17 protein-coding genes and 1 pseudogene are annotated in these 18,128 nt (G+C 59.1%); 10 read left to right on the top strand and 8 right to left on the bottom strand.

Features of this window, described 5'->3' with window-relative positions:
- The first annotated feature begins 302 nt into the window (after nucleotides 1-302).
- The gene (locus tag ACA043_RS19595; protein WP_497657759.1) at nucleotides 303-2,663 is read left to right on the top strand and encodes a DNA polymerase II; all 2,361 of its coding nucleotides are present in this window, start codon (nucleotides 303-305) and stop codon (nucleotides 2,661-2,663) included.
- Here ACA043_RS19595 and ACA043_RS19590 read toward each other — a convergent pair.
- The 3 genes from ACA043_RS19590 to ACA043_RS19580 form a co-directional block, all read right to left on the bottom strand.
- Entirely contained in the window at nucleotides 2,628-3,098 is a 471-nt protein-coding gene (locus tag ACA043_RS19590; protein WP_489880327.1) for a DUF1810 domain-containing protein, read from the bottom strand. The genes ACA043_RS19595 and ACA043_RS19590 overlap by 36 nt on opposite strands.
- A gap of 29 nt (nucleotides 3,099-3,127) precedes the next feature.
- Nucleotides 3,128-3,949, bottom strand: a complete 822-nt coding sequence (locus tag ACA043_RS19585; protein ID WP_187677635.1) for an aldo/keto reductase — start codon at nucleotides 3,947-3,949, stop codon at nucleotides 3,128-3,130.
- Nucleotides 3,950-4,108: 159 nt separating this feature from the next.
- Nucleotides 4,109-5,257 carry an aldose epimerase family protein gene (locus tag ACA043_RS19580; protein WP_497657758.1) on the bottom strand — a complete coding sequence of 383 codons (1,149 nt, stop codon included), beginning with the start codon at nucleotides 5,255-5,257 and terminating at the stop codon, nucleotides 4,109-4,111.
- Between the two features lie 234 nt (nucleotides 5,258-5,491).
- On the opposite strand from ACA043_RS19580, the gene ACA043_RS19575 reads away from it, so the two are divergent.
- The 3 genes from ACA043_RS19575 (at nucleotide 5,492) to ACA043_RS19565 (ending at nucleotide 8,489) form a co-directional block, all read left to right on the top strand.
- A complete protein-coding gene (locus ACA043_RS19575) occupies nucleotides 5,492-6,241 on the top strand; it encodes a hypothetical protein (protein WP_497657757.1) in 750 nt (249 codons plus the stop codon).
- Nucleotides 6,242-6,321: 80 nt separating this feature from the next.
- Nucleotides 6,322-7,536: an MFS transporter gene (locus ACA043_RS19570; RefSeq protein WP_497657756.1), complete on the top strand. Its 1,215-nt coding sequence runs from the start codon at nucleotides 6,322-6,324 to the stop codon at nucleotides 7,534-7,536.
- Between the two features lie 167 nt (nucleotides 7,537-7,703).
- Complete coding sequence (locus tag ACA043_RS19565; protein ID WP_034154648.1) at nucleotides 7,704-8,489, top strand: sulfite exporter TauE/SafE family protein; 786 nt, start codon at nucleotides 7,704-7,706, stop codon at nucleotides 8,487-8,489.
- Nucleotides 8,490-8,534: 45 nt separating this feature from the next.
- Here the strand turns inward: ACA043_RS19565 and ACA043_RS19560 are convergent, their stop codons facing one another.
- Nucleotides 8,535-8,999 carry a GNAT family N-acetyltransferase gene (locus ACA043_RS19560; RefSeq protein WP_497657755.1) on the bottom strand — a complete coding sequence of 155 codons (465 nt, stop codon included), beginning with the start codon at nucleotides 8,997-8,999 and terminating at the stop codon, nucleotides 8,535-8,537.
- A 207-nt stretch (nucleotides 9,000-9,206) separates the two neighbouring features.
- On the opposite strand from ACA043_RS19560, the gene ACA043_RS19555 reads away from it, so the two are divergent.
- The 3 genes from ACA043_RS19555 (at nucleotide 9,207) to ACA043_RS19545 (ending at nucleotide 10,552) form a co-directional block, all read left to right on the top strand.
- Entirely contained in the window at nucleotides 9,207-9,776 is a 570-nt protein-coding gene (locus tag ACA043_RS19555) for a DUF4174 domain-containing protein (RefSeq protein WP_497657754.1), read from the top strand.
- A 22-nt stretch (nucleotides 9,777-9,798) separates the two neighbouring features.
- Nucleotides 9,799-10,026, top strand: coding sequence for a hypothetical protein (locus tag ACA043_RS19550; RefSeq protein ID WP_497657753.1), 228 nt, complete (start codon nucleotides 9,799-9,801; stop codon nucleotides 10,024-10,026).
- A 196-nt stretch (nucleotides 10,027-10,222) separates the two neighbouring features.
- On the top strand, nucleotides 10,223-10,552 hold the full coding sequence (locus ACA043_RS19545) for a DUF6124 family protein (protein ID WP_497657752.1): 330 nt from the start codon (nucleotides 10,223-10,225) through the stop codon (nucleotides 10,550-10,552).
- A gap of 64 nt (nucleotides 10,553-10,616) precedes the next feature.
- Here the strand turns inward: ACA043_RS19545 and ampC are convergent, their stop codons facing one another.
- Entirely contained in the window at nucleotides 10,617-11,711 is a 1,095-nt protein-coding gene (gene ampC / locus ACA043_RS19540; RefSeq protein ID WP_497659668.1) for a class C beta-lactamase, read from the bottom strand.
- Nucleotides 11,712-11,943: 232 nt separating this feature from the next.
- On the opposite strand from ampC, the gene ACA043_RS19535 reads away from it, so the two are divergent.
- Nucleotides 11,944-12,816 (top strand): LysR family transcriptional regulator, encoded by an 873-nt coding sequence (locus tag ACA043_RS19535; protein ID WP_497657751.1) that lies wholly within the window; start codon nucleotides 11,944-11,946, stop codon nucleotides 12,814-12,816.
- Nucleotides 12,817-12,944: 128 nt separating this feature from the next.
- Here the strand turns inward: ACA043_RS19535 and gudD are convergent, their stop codons facing one another.
- Both gudD and ACA043_RS19525 read right to left on the bottom strand, forming a co-directional pair.
- The gene (gene gudD, locus ACA043_RS19530; protein ID WP_497614778.1) at nucleotides 12,945-14,288 is read right to left on the bottom strand and encodes a glucarate dehydratase; all 1,344 of its coding nucleotides are present in this window, start codon (nucleotides 14,286-14,288) and stop codon (nucleotides 12,945-12,947) included.
- A 25-nt stretch (nucleotides 14,289-14,313) separates the two neighbouring features.
- Nucleotides 14,314-15,660 carry an MFS transporter gene (locus tag ACA043_RS19525; protein ID WP_497657750.1) on the bottom strand — a complete coding sequence of 449 codons (1,347 nt, stop codon included), beginning with the start codon at nucleotides 15,658-15,660 and terminating at the stop codon, nucleotides 14,314-14,316.
- Between the two features lie 367 nt (nucleotides 15,661-16,027).
- Here ACA043_RS19525 and ACA043_RS19520 point away from each other — a divergent pair, with 367 nt between their 5' ends.
- Nucleotides 16,028-16,741 carry a FadR/GntR family transcriptional regulator gene (locus ACA043_RS19520; protein ID WP_497657749.1) on the top strand — a complete coding sequence of 238 codons (714 nt, stop codon included), beginning with the start codon at nucleotides 16,028-16,030 and terminating at the stop codon, nucleotides 16,739-16,741.
- A 30-nt stretch (nucleotides 16,742-16,771) separates the two neighbouring features.
- Here the strand turns inward: ACA043_RS19520 and ACA043_RS19515 are convergent.
- A pseudogene (locus tag ACA043_RS19515) lies at nucleotides 16,772-17,656 on the bottom strand (U32 family peptidase C-terminal domain-containing protein); the annotation flags it as partial.
- 199 nt (nucleotides 17,657-17,855) lie between these two features.
- Between ACA043_RS19515 and ACA043_RS19510 the strand changes: the two are divergent.
- A complete protein-coding gene (locus ACA043_RS19510) occupies nucleotides 17,856-18,095 on the top strand; it encodes a hypothetical protein (protein WP_497657748.1) in 240 nt (79 codons plus the stop codon).
- Nucleotides 18,096-18,128 lie beyond the last annotated feature (33 nt).

The following is an 18,128-nucleotide window of genomic DNA, read 5'->3' as shown; positions in this document are numbered from 1 at the left end:
GTGGCAAAGCGGCAGATAACACGCAAAAAACGTCATTTGCCCGATTTTTTATGGTTCACGCTGCAACCTGTTCTATGAAGAACTTTGTGGTGAGGGGATTTAGCGAAACGTCGCACCGCCCCGATGGTCTGCGCAGCAGGCCCGGAATCAGACCGCCGGGTTTGCCTGACACACCGTGTCGGATGGTTTTGGGCCTGCTACGCAGGCCATCGGGGATAAATCCCCTCGCCACAGGGGATAGGGTTATCCCTTGAAGGGCAGCGTAGAATGCCTGCCAGATTCAATTTTCCGAGGTCGTAGTGGTGGATTTACAGCAGGGCTTCGTCCTGACCCGGCATTGGCGCGATACGCCGGCCGGCACCGAAGTCGAGTTCTGGCTGGCGACCGACGCCGGGCCGCGCCGCGTGCGCTTGCCGCATCAGCCGTCGGTGGCGTTTATCCCCGCCGAGCAGCGCGCAGCCGCCGAGCGCCTGCTGCATGACGAAAAGAACGTCGAACTGCGCCCCCTGGCCCTGCAGGACTTCGAACATCGCCCGGTGCTCGGCCTGTATTGCCAGCAACATGGCCAGTTGATGCGTCTGGAAACCGCGCTCAACCGCCACGGCGTCGATGTTTTCGAGGCCGATGTGCGCCCGCCGGAACGCTATCTGATGGAGCGTTTCATCACCGCACCGGTGTTGTTCAGCGGCACCTCCGATGCCGACGGCACATTGCTCAACGCCCACCTCAAACCCGACCCCGAGTATCGGCCAAAGCTGCGACTGGTCTCGCTGGACATCGAAACCACCGAAACCGGCGAGTTGTACTCCATCGCTCTTGAAGGCTGCGGCGAGCGTCAGGTGTACATGCTCGGCGCGCCGAACGGTGACGCCAGCATCGTCGACTTCGACCTCGAATACTGCGACTCACGCACGGTCATTCTGAAGAAGCTCAACGATTGGTTCGCCCGTCATGACCCCGACGCGATCATCGGCTGGAACGTCGTGCAGTTCGATCTGCGCATCCTCCACGAACACGCGCGGCGCCTCGGCGTACCGTTGAAAATCGGCCGTGGCGGTGAAGAGATGCAGTGGCGCGAACACGGCAGCCGCAACCATTACTTCGCCTCGGCGGCGGGGCGCCTGATCATCGACGGCATTGAGTCGCTGCGTTCGGCGACCTGGAGTTTCCCTTCGTTCAGTCTGGAAAACGTCGCGCAGACCTTGCTTGGCGAAGGCAAGTCGATCGACAACCCGTACCAGCGCATGGATGAGATCAACCGCATGTTCGCCGAGGACAAACCGGCGCTGGCCAAGTACAACCTCAAGGACTGCGAACTGGTCACGCGGATTTTCGTCAAGACCGAACTGCTGACGTTTTTGCTGGAGCGCGCCAGCGTCACCGGCCTGCCGGCGGATCGCAGCGGCGGCTCGGTGGCGGCGTTCACGCATCTATATATGCCGTTGATGCACCGTCAGGGTTTCGTGGCGCCGAATCTGGGCACCAATCCGCCGCAGGCCAGCCCCGGCGGCTTTGTCATGGACTCGCGACCGGGGCTGTACGAATCGGTGCTGGTGCTCGATTACAAGAGCCTTTATCCGTCGATCATCCGCACCTTTCTGATTGATCCGGTCGGGCTGATCGAAGGCTTGCAGCATCCGGATGATGCCGACTCCGTGCCGGGCTTTCGTGGTGCCAGATTCTCACGCACCCGGCATTGCCTGCCGTCCATCGTCTCGCGAGTCGCCGAGGGCCGCGAGACCGCCAAGCGCGAACACAATGCGCCGCTGTCCCAGGCGCTGAAGATCATCATGAACGCCTTCTATGGCGTGCTCGGCTCCAGCGGTTGCCGGTTCTTTGATACACGGTTGGCGTCGTCGATCACTCTGCGCGGCCACGAGATCATGCTGCGCACGCGCAAGTTGATTGAAGAGCAGGGCCACGCGGTGATCTACGGTGACACCGACTCGACCTTCGTCTGGCTGCGTCGTCCCCACGGGCAGGAAGAAGCAGCGGCCATCGGCCATGCGCTGGTCAAACACGTCAACGACTGGTGGCGTGAGCATGTGCGTGACGAATACGGGCTGGAAAGCGCCCTCGAATTGCAGTTCGAAATTCACTACAAACGCTTTCTGATGCCGACCATTCGTGGCGCGGAGGAGGGCAGCAAGAAGCGCTACGCCGGTCTGGTGACACGCGCCGACGGTAGCGAAGAAATGGTCTACAAAGGCCTGGAAACCGTGCGCACCGACTGGTCGCTTTTGGCCCGGCAATTTCAGCAGGAACTGTACGAGCGGATCTTCCAGCGCAAGCCTTATCAGGATTATGTGCGTGACTACGTGCGCAAAACCCTGGCGGGTGAATTCGATGATCGACTGATCTATCGCAAACGCCTGCGCCGCACCCTCGACGATTACGAGCGCAATGTTCCGCCCCACGTGCGCGCGGCGCGGCTGGCCGATGATTACAACGCGCAGCACGGACGACCGCGGCAGTACCAGAACGGTGGCTGGATCAGCTACGTGATTACCCTGGCCGGCCCCGAACCGCTGGAAGTGCGGCGATCCACCATCGACTACGACCACTACATCACCCGGCAACTGCAACCGGTGGCGGATGCGATCCTGCCGTTTGTCGACGACGACTTCTCAACCCTGATCGGGGGACAACTGGGCCTGTTTTGAGTCCAGCAGTTGCAACGTCCACTCATCAAGGATGCCGTGGAAGTAGCGCTCAAGTGCCTGGTTGAACAAGCTGTCTTCAGCAGCGAACTGGGCGAACAGCGTCATTGAGGAGTGAAATTTCAGGTCATCGGGATGGCCGAAAATCTCGGCAATCGAACGCTCTCGCACATTCAGCACAAGCTGCGTGCAGGCGCGTAATCGTGCGCCGAGCAAGGGATGGTCCAGATAGGTCTGAGCTTCCTCGGCCGAACCGATGGCGAAGCGCCGGGACATCTCACTGCCGCCCAGGCCTGCGAACTGCGGGAAGACAAACCACATCCAGTGGCTGCGCTTGCGGCCCTCGTCGAGTTCGCGCTGGACCCGTTCGAAAACCGGGTCCTGCGCCTGGATGAAACGTTGCAGATTGAACGGGTCGTACTGATCAGTGCTTCTCATCGCGAAGCCCTCTGCCAGTCGGCGGTGGCTCAGACCATGGCCAACCGCTGCTTGCGCTTTGGCGCGTGAAACGCCTGGTCCAGCGCTGCCAGATCCCCGGCCTCCAGTTGCAACTGCGCCGCTTGTGCATTGAGTTGCACGTGTTCCGGCCGCACAGCTTTGGGAATCGCAATTACGCCATCCTGACGCAGAATCCACGCCAGCGAAACCTGTGCCGGGGTCGCGTTGTGACGAGCGGCAATCTGTTTCAACACCGGATCAGCCAGCATCGCGCCGCCTTGACCGATCGGACAGTACGCCATCAGCGGCATACGTTGCTGCTGGCACCACGGCAGCAGGTCGAATTCGACACCGCGTTCTTCCAGGTTGAAGAGCACCTGATTGGTCGCGCAGGCCGGTGACGCCAGTTCTTCAAGGTCATCAACATCGAAGTTCGACACGCCCCAACGGCCGATCTTGCCGTCCTCGCGCAGACGTTCGAACGCCTCGACGGTTTCCTCCAGCGGATACTGGCCGCGCCAATGCAACAGATAGAGGTCGATGTAATCAGTGTCGAGCCGGCGCAGACTGCGCTCGCAGGCTAGCGGAATACCTTTGCGGCTGGCGTTGTGCGGGTAGACCTTGCTGACTAGAAACACTTGATCACGCAGGCCGGCAATGGCTTCGCCAACCACGGTTTCGGCACCACCCTCGGCATACATTTCAGCGCTGTCGATCAGGGTCATGCCCAGTTCGATGCCAGTGCGCAGCGCGGTGACTTCACGTTTGTGCGCCGAACGATCCTCACCCATGCGCCAAGTGCCCTGGCCAATCACCGGAACCTGCACGCCGGCCAATTCGAGGGTACGCATTCAAACCTCCTTTCTGAAACGGTCGATACCTTAGTGGGCAGCAGGATAGTCCAAGGGTTCAAAAAGCAAAAAGATCGCAGCCTGCGGCAGCTCCTACATTGGGCTCGGGTTTCGCCCTGTAGGAGCTGCCGCAGGCTGCGATCTTTTGATCTTCAGCTTTTATTTGGCAGAAAACTTCAGCACCACGCTGTGCGCATAATCCTGCCCCGGATCCAGCCGCGTGCTCGGGAAGTTCGGCTGATTCGGTGAGTCAGGATAGTGCTGCGTCTCCAAGGTAAACGCGCCCCAGTGCGGATACACCTTGCCGCCCTTGCCCTTGACGGTGCCGTCGAGGAAGTTGCTGGTGTAGAACTGCACGCCCGGTTCGCTGGTGAACAACTGCAAATGCCGGCCGGACTGTGGATCACTGACCTCGGCGGCGACTTTGCTCACGTCACCCTTGGTATCCAGCGCCCAGTTGAAATCGAAACCACCCTGTTTCGGCTCGGCGAATTTCAACTGCGGGTGATCAGCCTTGATGTGCGTACCAATTGCCGTTGGCTTGGTTAAATCCATCGGTGTACCTGCCACCGGCGCCAGTTCGCCGGTCGGGATCAGCTTGCCGGTGACCGGGGTGTAATGGCTGGCGTGCAGGGTCGCGACCTGTTTGAGGATGTCGCCATTGCCGGCACCCGCGAGGTTGAAGTAGCTGTGGTTGGTCAGGTTGAGCACGGTCGGTTTGTCGGTGCTGGCCTTGTAGTCGATGCGCAGTTCGTTGCTGTCGGTCAGGCGATAGGTCACTTCGGTGGTGAGGTTGCCTGGGAAGCCCATTTCACCGTCCGCCGACAGATAGGTCAGGGTCACGCCGACTGAGTCCTTGTCTTTGGTTTCCTGCGCTTTCCAGACCTTTTTATCGAAGCCCTGGGTGCCGCCGTGCAAGGCGTTGGACTTGTCGTTCTGTGGCACTTGATAGCGCTTGCCGTCGAGTTCGAAGGCACCGTCGGCCAGGCGATTGCCGAAACGGCCGATGGTCGCGCCGAAGTACGCGGTGCCTTTCTGGTAGCCCTGCACATCGTCGAAACCGAGCACCACGTCGGCGGCTTTGCCTTGTTTGTCTGGCACCAGCAGCGATTGCAGGGTCGCGCCGTAGGTGATGACGGTGGCTTGCATGCCGTGGCTGTTGCGCAGGATGTATTGCTCGACGGGCGTGCCGTCATTGGTTTTGCCGAAGGCTTTGTGTTCGGCGGTCAGGCCCGCCGCATTGGCGGAAAGGGTGGCGATCATCAGGGACAGTCCGAGGCCGGAGAGCAAGTGACGGGATTGAAGCATGGTTGACCTTCCTTTTTGTTGTTGTTTTCAAAACAGGTTAATAGTCATGCTAATTGAGGCGTGAATCAGAATTTATAGCGGATTAAACGTTTATTGCAAAAATAAAGTCGGACTAAATGGTTGCCGAAGGTCGGGAAACCACGCGGACACTGCACTTTTCAGCAATTGGCGGCTCTATCCATGGCCAGGATGCGGTGACTCCCGCCGCACAGGAATGTGCCTGTTCGAGAATTCATGCCGAGAGCTTTTCACCTGATCGCCCGTGTTGTTCATCGCCCGTGCCTGTTGCTGGCCTGTCTGTCGTCGCTGTTTGTCAGCGGCTGCACACATCAGGACGGCAATGGCTTCATCGCTCAGATTCGTGACGGTCAACCGCAGGAATTCCTGCAGACCAGCGTCGACCGCATGGCCACGCTGGCGATGCGCGACAACCTCAACAGTCTTTATCGGTTGATGGGCAAGTTGTACCTGCGCAACCCCGAAGAGTTGCGCAAATCCGGCTTCCTCAACATCCACGCCGCGGTGAAGCAGGTACGCCTGGCCATCGAGCAGCAGCAACCGTTGCCGGTGCTGGGCGGGCGCAAGGATCTGGCTGCGCTCAGTTATGCGATGAGCCCGGAGTTTCTCGGTGATCGGGTCGGCGCGTTCATCTATGCCATCGGCAGCATGTTGGTCACCGCCCATGGCAATCGCGTCGAGTTCTACATGACTGACGCGATCAACCCGACGTTCGTTCACAACGCCGCGCGCAACATCGAAAAAGCCACGTGGATTCTGTCTCAGCGCCAGAACAAGGAAGGCCAGCCGCTGCTGTTCTCCAATGAGATTTCGGAGGAGGGCAGCAACCTGAGTTTCGCCACGGAGTTCGGCAAAGTGGTGGCGCGCCTTGATCTGCTTACGCAAATGCTCGATGAGCGCTACTGGCGCATTGGCCTGAATTACGCGCAAAGTCTGCTGTTTCTGAATTTTTTACCGGTGCAGTAAGTCGAGTCGGTTAGAGTGGCGGGCGGATTATTTGTATACAATCCTTCGTCATATTTGACTCAAAGGGAGCTGCCCCCGTCATGACTGACCCCGCAAGCGCCGATTTCACTCGACTCGACTGCGCCGCCCGCGCGGACAAACTGCCCTATGCCGCGTTGCTGGCCTTCGCCATGACCGGCTTCATCGCTATCCTCACCGAAACCCTGCCAGCCGGACTGCTGCCGCAAATTGGCGCCGGCCTGAACGTCAGCGAAGTGCTCGCCGGGCAACTGGTGACGCTGTATGCGCTGGGTTCGATTGTCGCGGCGATTCCGCTGACCGTCGCTACACGCGGCTGGCCCCGGCGGCGGGTGCTGCTGATGACGGTGGGCGGCTTTCTGTTGTTCAACACCATCACTACGTTTTCCAGCCATTACGGCCTGACCCTGGCTTCGCGATTTCTTGCCGGGATGGCGGCGGGGCTGTCGTGGGGGATCATGGCCGGCTACGCGCGCGGCATCGTGCCGGTGCATCAACAGGGGCGGGCGCTGGCGATTGCCATGCTCGGCACACCGGTGGCGTTGTCGCTGGGCACGCCGGCGGGGACGTGGCTGGGCAATCTGATCGGCTGGCGCGCCTCGTTCGGGATCATGTCGGCGCTGGCCTTGGTGCTGGCGGCGTGGATCGTCATCGCGGTGCCGGATCGTCCGGGGCAGAACAGCGAAGAACGCCTGCCACTGCTCGAATCTCTGCGTCTGCCGGGCGTGCGACCGGTACTGTTCGTGGTGCTGACGTGGATGCTCGGACACAACATTCTTTACACCTACATTTCACCGTTTCTGATGCAGGCCGGGCTGGCCGAGCGCGTTGATCTGGTGCTGCTGGTGTTCGGCCTGTGTTCGCTCGTGGGGATCTGGATCATCGGCATGCTGGTGGATCGCTGGTTGCGTTGGCTGACGCTGATCAGCCTTGCGGTGTTTGCCGTGACAGCGTTGGTATTGGCGCTGATTTCGCCGTCGCCGTGGCTGATTTATGGCTGCATGGCGGTATGGGGGTTGTCGTTTGGTGGCTCGGCGACTCTGCTGCTGACCGCGGCGGCGGATTCGGCGGGCGACCATGTCGACGTGGTGCAGGCGATGCTCACCACGTCATGGAACGTGGCGATCGCCGGCGGCGGATTATTTGGCGGGTTGCTGCTGGATCGGGCGGGGGCAATGTCGTTTCCGTGGGCGCTGCTGATCCTGTCGCTGATCGCATGGGCCACGGTGTGGATCAACAGCCATCACAGTTTCAAACCGGGGCGGCGGGTGCATTGATCTTCTAATCACTACATCATCCCTGTGGGAGCGAGCAGGCTCGCTCCCACAATGGACCTGCGGTGTGATCGAAAGGCATAACGATAGACCGTATCGATATAGGTGGTTATAAGAAAAATCGCTATGCTGCGGGCCAGATTTTTCCTGTCGTTTTTCTGGACGTCTTAATGGAATTGGCAAATTTCGGCCTGGTGATTGCCGGGCTGGTGGTGGGTTTTATTGTCGGCATGACCGGTGTCGGCGGCGGTTCGTTGATGACGCCGATTCTGCTGTGGTTCGGCATCAACCCTGCAACGGCGGTGGGCACCGACCTGTTGTACGCGGCCATTACCAAATCCAGTGGCGTGCTCGTCCATAGAAAGAACAAGAACATCGACTGGGCCATCACCGGTTGGCTGACCCTCGGCAGCGTGCCGGCGGTGGCCATGACCCTGTGGTTTCTCAGCACCCTGCACACCGCGCCGGACGCGATGAACGCCATCATCAAACAGGCGCTGGGTTTCGTCCTGTTCGCTACCGCGCTGGCGATTTTCTTCAAAAAACGACTGTTGGATTTCGCCCACAAACGCGCCGGCGGCAACTACAACCCGAGCGGTTCGCGGCTCAATGTGATGACCGTGATCACCGGTCTTATCCTAGGCACCATGGTTGCCCTGACTTCGATTGGCGCCGGCGCCCTCGGCACCGTCGCGCTGTTCATCCTCTATCCGCTGCTGCCGACCCGCCGTCTGGTCGGCACCGAAATCGCCCACGCCGTGCCGCTGACCCTGGTTGCAGGTCTGGGCCACGCGAGCATGGGCAATATGGATTGGGGCGTTTTGGGCTTTTTGCTGGTCGGTTCGCTGCCGGGCATCTGGCTTGGCAGCCACCTTACCGGGCGCATCTCCGATGAAGTGCTGCGCCCGTGCCTGGCGACGATGCTGGTGTTGATCGGTTATAAATTGGCGTTTTGATCGGCGCACTCACTCGGGTGAGGGAGCAACTCCCTCACCCGAGGCTCAACGTTGAATGACGAACTTCATGATCGTCACTGGCAAATCCTCGTAGACCAGTTCCTCAACCACCTCCCAACCCAATCGCGCATACAACGATTTTGCCGCGTCGGTGTACAGGTATAGCTGCGGCACTCCCAACGCTTCGGCCTCTTCGACAATCCGATTGACCAGTTGCGAAGCAACCCCGCGTCCACGTTCCTCTGCTTTCACATAAACCCCGGCCAGCCAGGGTGTCAGCTCGGGACGAGTTTTCATGTCGCTGTCGATCAGCAGCGCGCCACCGAGCAGCCTGCCGTCTTCAATGGCCACCACCACACTGGGAATCGCGCCTTTGCCGCAGGCTTTGCGCATGCGTTCGGTGCGGGCCTCAAGCGTATCGCCGGGGCGGAATTCACCCCACTCCTTGAAGTTGAGTTCGGCCAGTTCTTCAACAAATCCGGGGTGATCGCACAGGTATTCGATGTGCATGCATTGAACTCCATTTCGTGGGCAGAACCGCCACCCTAATGCGCTCACAAAAGGTAATCAAATCCGCGTCACGATTGCACGCAGGCGGTTGCGCAATACCGGTCCTGACCTAAGCTTCTGACAAGGCGACACATATTTGCCAGACACACCCGGAACAATCGCCACGATGCGCAATCAGTAGAGCGTGGATATCAAAAGGAGATGCGCATGCTCATCAGGTCACTGACCCTGACACTCTTGCTGGCGATTGCCGGCCCCTTGTTCGCCGCTGACAACGATTCGCCGATTGCCGCAGACATGGGTCGCGCCCGACCGCTGATCGTGATCGCGCAAAGCACCGTCGACCCCGTGTGGGTGAGCCTGAAAAAGTCGCTGGAGGACCCGGCCAACAAAAAGGGCGTCGCCGACCGCAACATCAAGGTCTACACCATCCTCAACATGTCCGGCCAACTCGACGGCAAGGACATGGGGCAGCAAGACACCATGGCGCTGATCCGCTCCCTTAAACTTGGCGCCGGGGCTTTGCCTAAAGTGATTCTGGTGGGTAAAGACGGTGAGAAAAAGCTCGAAAGTTCGGGGGATGAGTCAAAGTCGGTCGACCTGAAGAAAGTCTTCGAGACGATCGACGCCATGCCGATGGCCGAGAAGGAAGCGGCCGCTGCAGCCGCCGCTCAGGCCCCGGCCGCCGCCGAGCCTGAAATGGCCAAAGGTGCAAAAGGGACTAAACCGACCAAGCCTGCAAAACCGACCAAGCCGCCGGAAATGCCGGATGATTGATGGCATGGCGTGAATCAAAGAAATGGGCGACCTCAGTAGGTCGCCCATTTTTTATTGCGTGCTGATCAAAAAGTCGTTGCAGCATATTCCTACAGAAATGTCTGAGGCAAAGACCTGCATGTACCGTGGATTTTTCCTGCAAGGCGCGGCGGCGTTGGTGAACTGGTGCGTTGTGGGGCAGGGGGATAACCTTCTTTGGCCGCTGAAAAAAACAGCGGTCGGATGTGGAAGTCCGCTGGGTAGAGAATGAAGCAAGCTTTCATGAAGCGCAGGTAGACATTTTTTATGTCAACATTGTCGCGTTTTATGGCGGCTGTGCGCGGGAGCACTTTCGAGTGCGCCGGGGTTTCGTTCTCTCCCAGGTCTTCCACACCTGCGTACAGCTGCCACCTGTCATGTGGAAGTGAGTTGGGTGGCTCCATAAAATTCAATAGAGAACTTTTCACATGAAAAAACACACACCGAATCCCCCCGAATCCTCAACCGATTCTGGATCCTTCGACTCCCGCAACACACGCCTGCGCCACCCGCATCACCCCGATCCCGTCAGCTACATCTTCACCATTCGCCCCGATATCGATACCCCCACGCTACTGACCCACGCTTGCGAAACCCTCGCCTCGCTCAATGTCCTGACCACCGACATGGCCTGCAAACTCGACGATTCGCAGCGCAGTCTTGCTCTGTCGATTCAGCAGTTGGCAGTGGTCGGCGAGTTGCTGGTCAACCGCGCGCTGGACAATCTCGATCCGCCGGAAGCCATTTTCCAGGCTTGAAATGGTGATAAAAAAATGGGCGACCTCAGCAGGTCGCCCATTTTTATGCCCGCTATAAATCCGGTCAGTCAGCAACAGCGCTGAGGATCGTATGCGCGATCTTCACTCGCTCCGCAATCGGATAATTTTTGTTGGCCATGATCACAATGCCAATGTCTTTGCTCGGCACGAACGCGACGTAAGTACCAAAGCCTCCAGTGGAGCCGGTCTTGTTGAGCAACACATCGTCAGGTTGCGGTTGCGGCGGAGTCAGCCACTGAACCTTATGCGCCTCCATGGCCATTGGCGTCGAGTTACCGGCCAGCAAGCGGTCGAGGCTGGTCGGGTAGCGATACATTTCCCAGCCCAGGCCTTGGGTCATGTCGCCAACGGTGTAGTAACCGGTGTGGGTCGCGGCGATGGCTTTTTGCAGCGGCGCTTCAAGGCTGGCCGGTTTCAGGTTGGCCTCGACGTAACGCAGCAGATCCGCCGCGCTGGTTTTAATACCGTAGGCTTCGGAATCCAGTGCGCCCGGACTGACCCGAACCGGTTGGTCATTCTTGTTGTAACCCTGAGCGTAGAGCTTGGCTTCGGACGCGGGCACCTTGACGAAGGTGTGCTTGAGGCCGAGTTTCGGCAGCAGGGTTTCGCTCATGGCCTGATCAAATGGCTGGCCCAGACTTTTCGCCGTCAGATAACCGAACAACCCAAGGCTCGGATTGGAATACAGGCGATGGCTGCCCGCCGGATACACCGGTTTCCACTGTTGGTAATAGCCGAGCATCTTGTCCGCCGAATCCGCCTCGGCGGGGAATTGCAGCGGCAAACCGCCGGCGCTGTAAGTACCCAGTTGCAACACGCTGATGTTGTCGAAAGCGCTGCCTTTCAACTCGGGCCAAACCTGGCTGGCCTTGGTCGACAAGTCCAGTTTACCCGTGGCCTGAGCGTAACCGGCGAGGGTTGCGGTGAAGGTTTTGCTCACCGAACCGATTTCGAACAAAGTGTTTTCGCTGACTTTTTGCCCGGTGTCTTTGGCGGCGACGCCGTAGTTAAAGTAATGCGGTTTGCCGTTGATGGTGAGGGCAACGGCCAGGCCGGGGATGTTCTGCTGCTGCATCACAGGCGTAACGGCACCTTTGACCAGTGCTTGCAGTTGTTCGTCGGTTTGCGGTGCGGCCATGCAGGTCGCGGCGCCGAAGAACAGGCCGAAAGCGCTACAGGAAATGACTTTGCTCGAATTGATGAATGACATAGATGAACCACTTTCCATGAGTGTTGAGGGTGTTATCCCGCTAGACTGCGGGCATTTGCAACGTTAGGCGGCTGATCAGCGCCGACAATTTAGGCAGTCTGGCATTCGTCGACAAACGATGAAATCTCGGATGAGCCATTAGAAAAATTTGGGGCAGGGCATGATTCGACCACAATTGCCGCTCAACGCACTGCGCGCTTTCGAGGCGTCAGCGCGTCATTTGAGCTTTACCCGCGCTGCCGTGGAGTTGTGTGTGACCCAGGCTGCCGTCAGTCATCAGGTCAAAAGCCTTGAAGCGCAGCTCAACGTCACCCTGTTCAAACGCCTGCCCCGCGGGCTGATGCTGACCAGTGAAGGCGAAACTTTGCTGCCGGTGTTGAGCACGTCGTTCGATCACATCGCGCAGATTCTGGAACGCCTCGCCGGCGGACAGCATCGCGAGATGTTGACCGTGGGCGCGGTGGGCACCTTTGCCGTGGGTTGGTTATTACCGAGGCTTTCGGACTTTCGGGCGAAACATCCGCTCATAGATTTACGGCTGTCGACCAACAACAATCGCGTGGACGTCGCGGCAGAAGGGCTGGATTACGCGATCCGGTTTGGCGCCGGAGCGTGGCACGGCATTGAGGCGGCCCGTCTGCTGGAAGCGCCGCTGTCGGTACTGTGCGTCCCGGAAATCGCCCGGCAATTGCACGCGCCGGGGGATCTGTTGCAGCAGACGTTGCTGCGTTCCTATCGCACGGATGAATGGCCGGAGTGGTTTCAGGCGGCGGGTATGGCGACTCAGGCGGCACCGCCGCAGAGCGTCGTCTTCGACTCGTCGCTGGCGATGATGGAAACGGCGTTGCAGGGCGGCGGGGTGGCGTTGGCACCGCCGCTGATGTTCGCGCGGCAACTGGCGGCGGAGGCGATTTGTCAGCCGTTTGCGATCGAGATCACCACGGGGAGTTATTGGCTGACGCGATTGCAGTCGCGGCCGGAGACGGCGGCGATGCTGGCGTTCAAGAACTGGTTGTTACAAGTCTCTGGTTAATACAGAGCCCTCTGTGGGAGCGAGCCTGCTCGCGAAAGCGATGTGTCAGTCGACAGAAGTGTTGGCTGTTATACCGCCTTCGCGAGCAGGCTCGCTCCCACAGGGACTGCTGGTGGTTCCAAAAAACCTTAGCGCACCAGACACGGCCGCTTGTTATCGAACTTCCACCCCGGAATCAGAAACTGCATCGCCACGCTGTCATCCCGTGCGCCCAGGCCCATGCCTTTATAGAGTTCATGAGCCTTGGCCACCTGATCCATGTCCAACTCGACACCCAGCCCCGGTTTCTTCGGCACCTGCACGCAGCCGCCGACAATCTGCAACGGTGCCTTGGTCAGGCGCTGGCCGTCCTGCCAGATCCAGTGGGTGTCGATGGCGGTGATATCGCCCGGTGCGGCAGCGGCGACATGGGTAAACATCGCCAGCGAGATATCGAAGTGGTTGTTGGAATGCGAACCCCAGGTCAGGCCCCACTCATGACACATCTGCGCCACGCGCACCGAGCCCTGCATGGTCCAGAAGTGCGGGTCGGCCAGCGGGATGTCGACTGATTGCAACTGGATCGCGTGGCCCATCTCGCGCCAATCGGTGGCGATCATGTTGGTGGCGGTTTTCAGTCCGGTGGCGCGGCGGAATTCGGCCATGACTTCGCGACCCGAATAACCGTTTTCCGCACCGCACGGATCTTCGGCGTAGGCGAGTACATGATGCTGATCGCGGCACAAACGGATCGCTTCTTTCAGTGACCAGGCGCCGTTCGGGTCGAGGGTGATGCGCGCATCCGGGAAGCGCTCGGCCAGCGCCGTTACCGCTTCGATTTCTGCATCGCCGCTGAGCACACCGCCCTTGAGCTTGAAGTCCTTAAAGCCGTATTTGGCATGGGCCGCTTCGGCGAGGCGCACCACCGATTCGGCGGTCATGGCCTTCTCGTGACGCACGCGAAACCAGTCGTTTTCGGCATCTGGTTCGCTGCGATAAGCGAGGTCGGTTTCGCGCTGATCGCCGACGTAGAACAGATAGCCGAGCATCTTCACTTCATCGCGTTGCTGACCTTCGCCAAGCAATGCCGCGACCGGTACGTCGAGGTGCTGGCCGAGCAGATCAAGCAGGGCGGCTTCCAGGCCGGTGACCGCGTGAATGGTGATGCGCAGGTCGAAGGTTTGCAGGCCACGGCCGCCGGCATCGCGGTCGGCGAAGGTCTGGCGTACTTGATTGAGGATCTTCTGCCAGGTGCCGATCGGGCTGCCGATGACCAGGCTGCGCGCGTCTTCCAGGGTCTGGCGAATGCGTTCGCCGCCGGGCACTTCGCCGACGCCGGTATGGCCGGCGTTGTCCTTGAGGATGACGATGTTGCGGGTGAAGAAAGGCCCGTGGGCGCCGCTCAGGTTGAGCAGCATGCCGTCGTGGCCGGCCACCGGGATGACTTGCATGTCGGTGATGATCGGGGCTTTGGCGGTGTCGTGTGCGTTCATTGTTTTTATCCCTGGAAACGGAAAGTCAGGCGTGCTTCGGCGCGGTATCGACCACGGCGGCAACTGTTGCGGGTTTCGCTGTGGTGCGGGCGTAGAACACGATGATCGCGGCGATGATCGAGGTCGCAGCCAGGCCATAGAGGCCGCCCTGAATCGAGCCGGTGTGTTCTTCGAGCAGGCCAAAGGTGGTCGGTGCGACGAAGCCGCCGAGGTTGCCGACCGAGTTGATCAATGCGATCACTGCAGCGGCGATCCGCGCGTCCAGATAGGCCTGCGGAATCGGCCAGAACAGCGACGAGGCGGACTTGAACCCCAGCGCCGCAAAGCAGATCGCGACAAAAGCGAAGATCGGCCCGCCGGTGGTGGACATGAACATCCCCGCGGCCGCGATCAACAGCGCCGTGGCGACCCACGCCTGCTGGTGCTTCCACTTGGCCGAGAGCGTGGCGAAGGTATACATGCCGATAATCGACAGCAGCCACGGAATCGAGTTGAACAGCCCGACCTGGAAGTCGCTCATGTCGCCCATTTTCTTGATGATGCTGGGCAGCCAGAAGGTCGCGGCGTAGATCGTCAATTGGATGAAGAAGTAGATCAGGCAGAACAGGATGATCTGGCGATCCTTGAGCAGTTTGCCTATCGATGGCCGGATCGGTGTGGCGGCTTCGCGAGCCTTCTGCTCATCGTCGATGGCGTTGACCAACGCGTCCTGTTCGGCGCGGGTCAGCCATTTCGCGTCGTGGGGTTTGGCGTCGAGCCAGAACCAGACGAACACGCACAGGCACACCGAAAACATCCCTTCAATGAAGTACATCCATTGCCAACCGTGCATGCCCAGGCCGTTGATTTGCAGGAGCAGGCCGGACAGCGGGCCGGAGATCAACGAGGCGATGGCCGAACCGCTGAGAAAGATCGCAATCGCCTTGCCGCGTTCGACGCCGGGCAGCCAACGGGTGAAGTAGTAAATCACGCCGGGAAAGAACCCGGCCTCGGCCACCCCGAGCAGAAAGCGCAGGATGTAGAAGTGGGTTTCGTTCTGAATGAATGCCATGCCGGCGGCGACCAGCCCCCAGGTGAACATGATGCGGGTGAGCCAGATTCGTGCGCCGATTTTTTGCAGCAGCATGTTGGAGGGGACTTCGAACAGCGCGTAGCCGATGAAGAACAGACCGGCGCCGAAGCCGTAAGCGGCGGCACCAATACCCAAGTCGTGTTCCATGTGGGTACGGACAAATCCGATGTTCACCCGGTCAATGTAATTGACGATAAACATGATCACGAAGAGCGGCAGAACGTGGCGTTTCACTTTAGAAATGGCGGAGGCCAGCGTTGGATCAACGCCCTCGTTCATCCCGGAGACGGAGGTTTTCACTAGGTTTTCTCCCACTGATTATTTTTATGCGGGGTAGGGCTTGGGTGCAGCGTTGTTGATAGACATCATACAACCTGATTTTTTTGTCCTACAAGTGGGCAGTGCCTATTAAATCTATCTTGTGAGTGATTTTTTATGCTTTTTTTGATTTTGTTCCCGTTTCTATTGGGTCTGGTAGGTTTGTTTTGGCTTGGATATTTTCAGCGGAGGGGGTGGTCGGTTACAGGGATGCGCTGAGTAAACGTGAAATATTCCCGGTTTATTGAGTGTTGTCATACAAGTGGTGTTGGCGATTAGGATCTAAAATCAATCTCGTCACCCCTCTGCCCGGTGCTACGATCCGCACGTCTCGACCACGGAATAACCCATGCAAGAAGATCTCGACGCCCCCGCCCGCAAACGCGCGCACAACCTGGCCCACGATCTGGTGGAAAAACTCACCCAGAGCATCCTGCTCGGCCAGATGTCGCCCGGCGACAAGCTGCCTTCGGAGAACTCGATCGTTCAGGAGCACGGTGTCAGCCGCACGGTGGTGCGCGAGGCGATTTCCAAATTGCAGGCGTCGGGGCTGGTGGAGACGCGCCACGGGATCGGCACGTTTGTGATCGAGCGTGCGCCGGAGCATGGGCTGCGGCTGAACGTAGATACGGCGCTGGGGGTGCGCAGTATTCTCGAATTGCGTATGGGCCTGGAGACCCAGGCAGCAGCGTTGGCGGCGCAACGGCGGACCGAGCAGCAACTGTTGCAGATGCGCCAGGCGCTGGATGACTATCAACGGTTGCTGGCCAATAACGACAGTTGCGTCGAGGCGGATCGACGCTTTCATCTGTTGATTGCCGAGGCCACCGGTAATGTCTGCTTCAGCGAAATCATGCAGCATTTAGGCAGCGCGATGATTCCCCGCACCCGCGTCAACGCCTCCGAGCGGGGCGCGGCGGATTTGAGCAAGCTCGGGCAACTGGCCAATCTGGAGCACGAGGCGATTCTGAATGCGATCAGGCGTCAGGATGCGGATGCGGCGCGCGCGGCGATGTGGCTGCACTTGACCAACAGCCGCGACCGGTTCAGTGCGCAGGGCTGATCGCCTTCGGAAACTCCTTGAGGGGGGCCTTCAAGCGCTCCCCACATCCCGCATCAACAACCCAAAGCGCAAGTCCACCGCATCCGGAATCGGCACATACACCGTATGCCCATCCCCCGGCGCCACTTCGATCGGCTCACCCTTGCGGTTCTGCAATTCATCCAGATCAAAGTGAAAATTGCCCTTGGGCGTCATCAACTCGAGATGATCACCTAGCGCAAAACGATTCTTCACCTTGACCTCGGCCAGTCGATCACGCCGCTCACCCGTCAACTCGCCGACAAACTGCTGGCGCTCCGACACTGAGCTGCCGTTCAGATAATTCTGGTACTCGTCATGCACATGGCGACGCAGGAAACCCTCGGTGTAACCGCGTTGGGCCAGCGATTCCAGATCGGTCATCAGGCTGCGATCGAAGACACGTCCCGCCACCGCATCATCAATCGCCCGGCGATACACCTGAGTGGTGCGTGCGCAGTAGAAGTGCGATTTGGTCCGGCCCTCGATCTTCAATGAATGCACGCCCATGCGCGTCAGGCGCTCGACATGCTGCACCGCGCGCAGATCCTTGGCGTTCATGATGTAGGTGCCGTGCTCGTCCTCAAAAGCGGGCATCAATTCGTCGGGACGGTTGGCTTCCTGGAGCAGGAACACCTGATCGGTCGGGGCGCCGATACCCAGCGTCGGTTCGGGCTGGAACGTCTGGACGATTTCGCCGTTCTGATTTTCCGTAGCCTGCTGCGCCGAGTATTTCCAGCGGCAGGCATTGGTGCAGGTGCCCTGATTGGCGTCGCGCTTGTTCATGTAGCCCGAGAGCAGACAGCGCCCGGAGTAGGCCATGCACAGCGCCCCTTTTCCAACTCTAGTCAGTGAGATTGTCAATTTTCTGGACTGAAGTTGGGCTTTCATCTCTAACTTAGACATCAGTCTTGGCTTCGCTATTCGATGTGGTCATTCGGAAAAATGCGCTTTACTCCTTCTGTCAACCAGACCAGCCTCCGGTAGGCCGAGGATTTCCGACGTTAGGGTCCGATTTTGGTTGTAGATCCAGACGTCGAAACAGGCAGAAAACGGCTATGAACTGCATGAGCGCATCGTCCATACGCTATTCAATTTGTCAGCCTCCACGCTCGAACGACGTAGGCGCGAGCAGAAGCCCTTTGGTCCTGTTGCATCCGAACGACTTGATCGAATTTTCGCTGTCTGTCATCTGGCCCATGAGGTCTTTGAAAGCAGAGAGGCAGCTTTTGAATGGATGTCGATGCCGAACAGTCCTTGGGCAAAAATGCACCGATTTGGCTCTGCGAAATTGAGATCGGAACAAGCAAGTTTGACGCGTGCTTTAAGCCTTTGAATGGGGAGGCGCGGATTAATGCAGGCATGGCAA

The sequence above is a fragment of the Pseudomonas sp. LBUM1648 genome (genome assembly GCF_059716145.1).
This window is presented reverse-complemented; position numbering and strand designations above follow the sequence as displayed.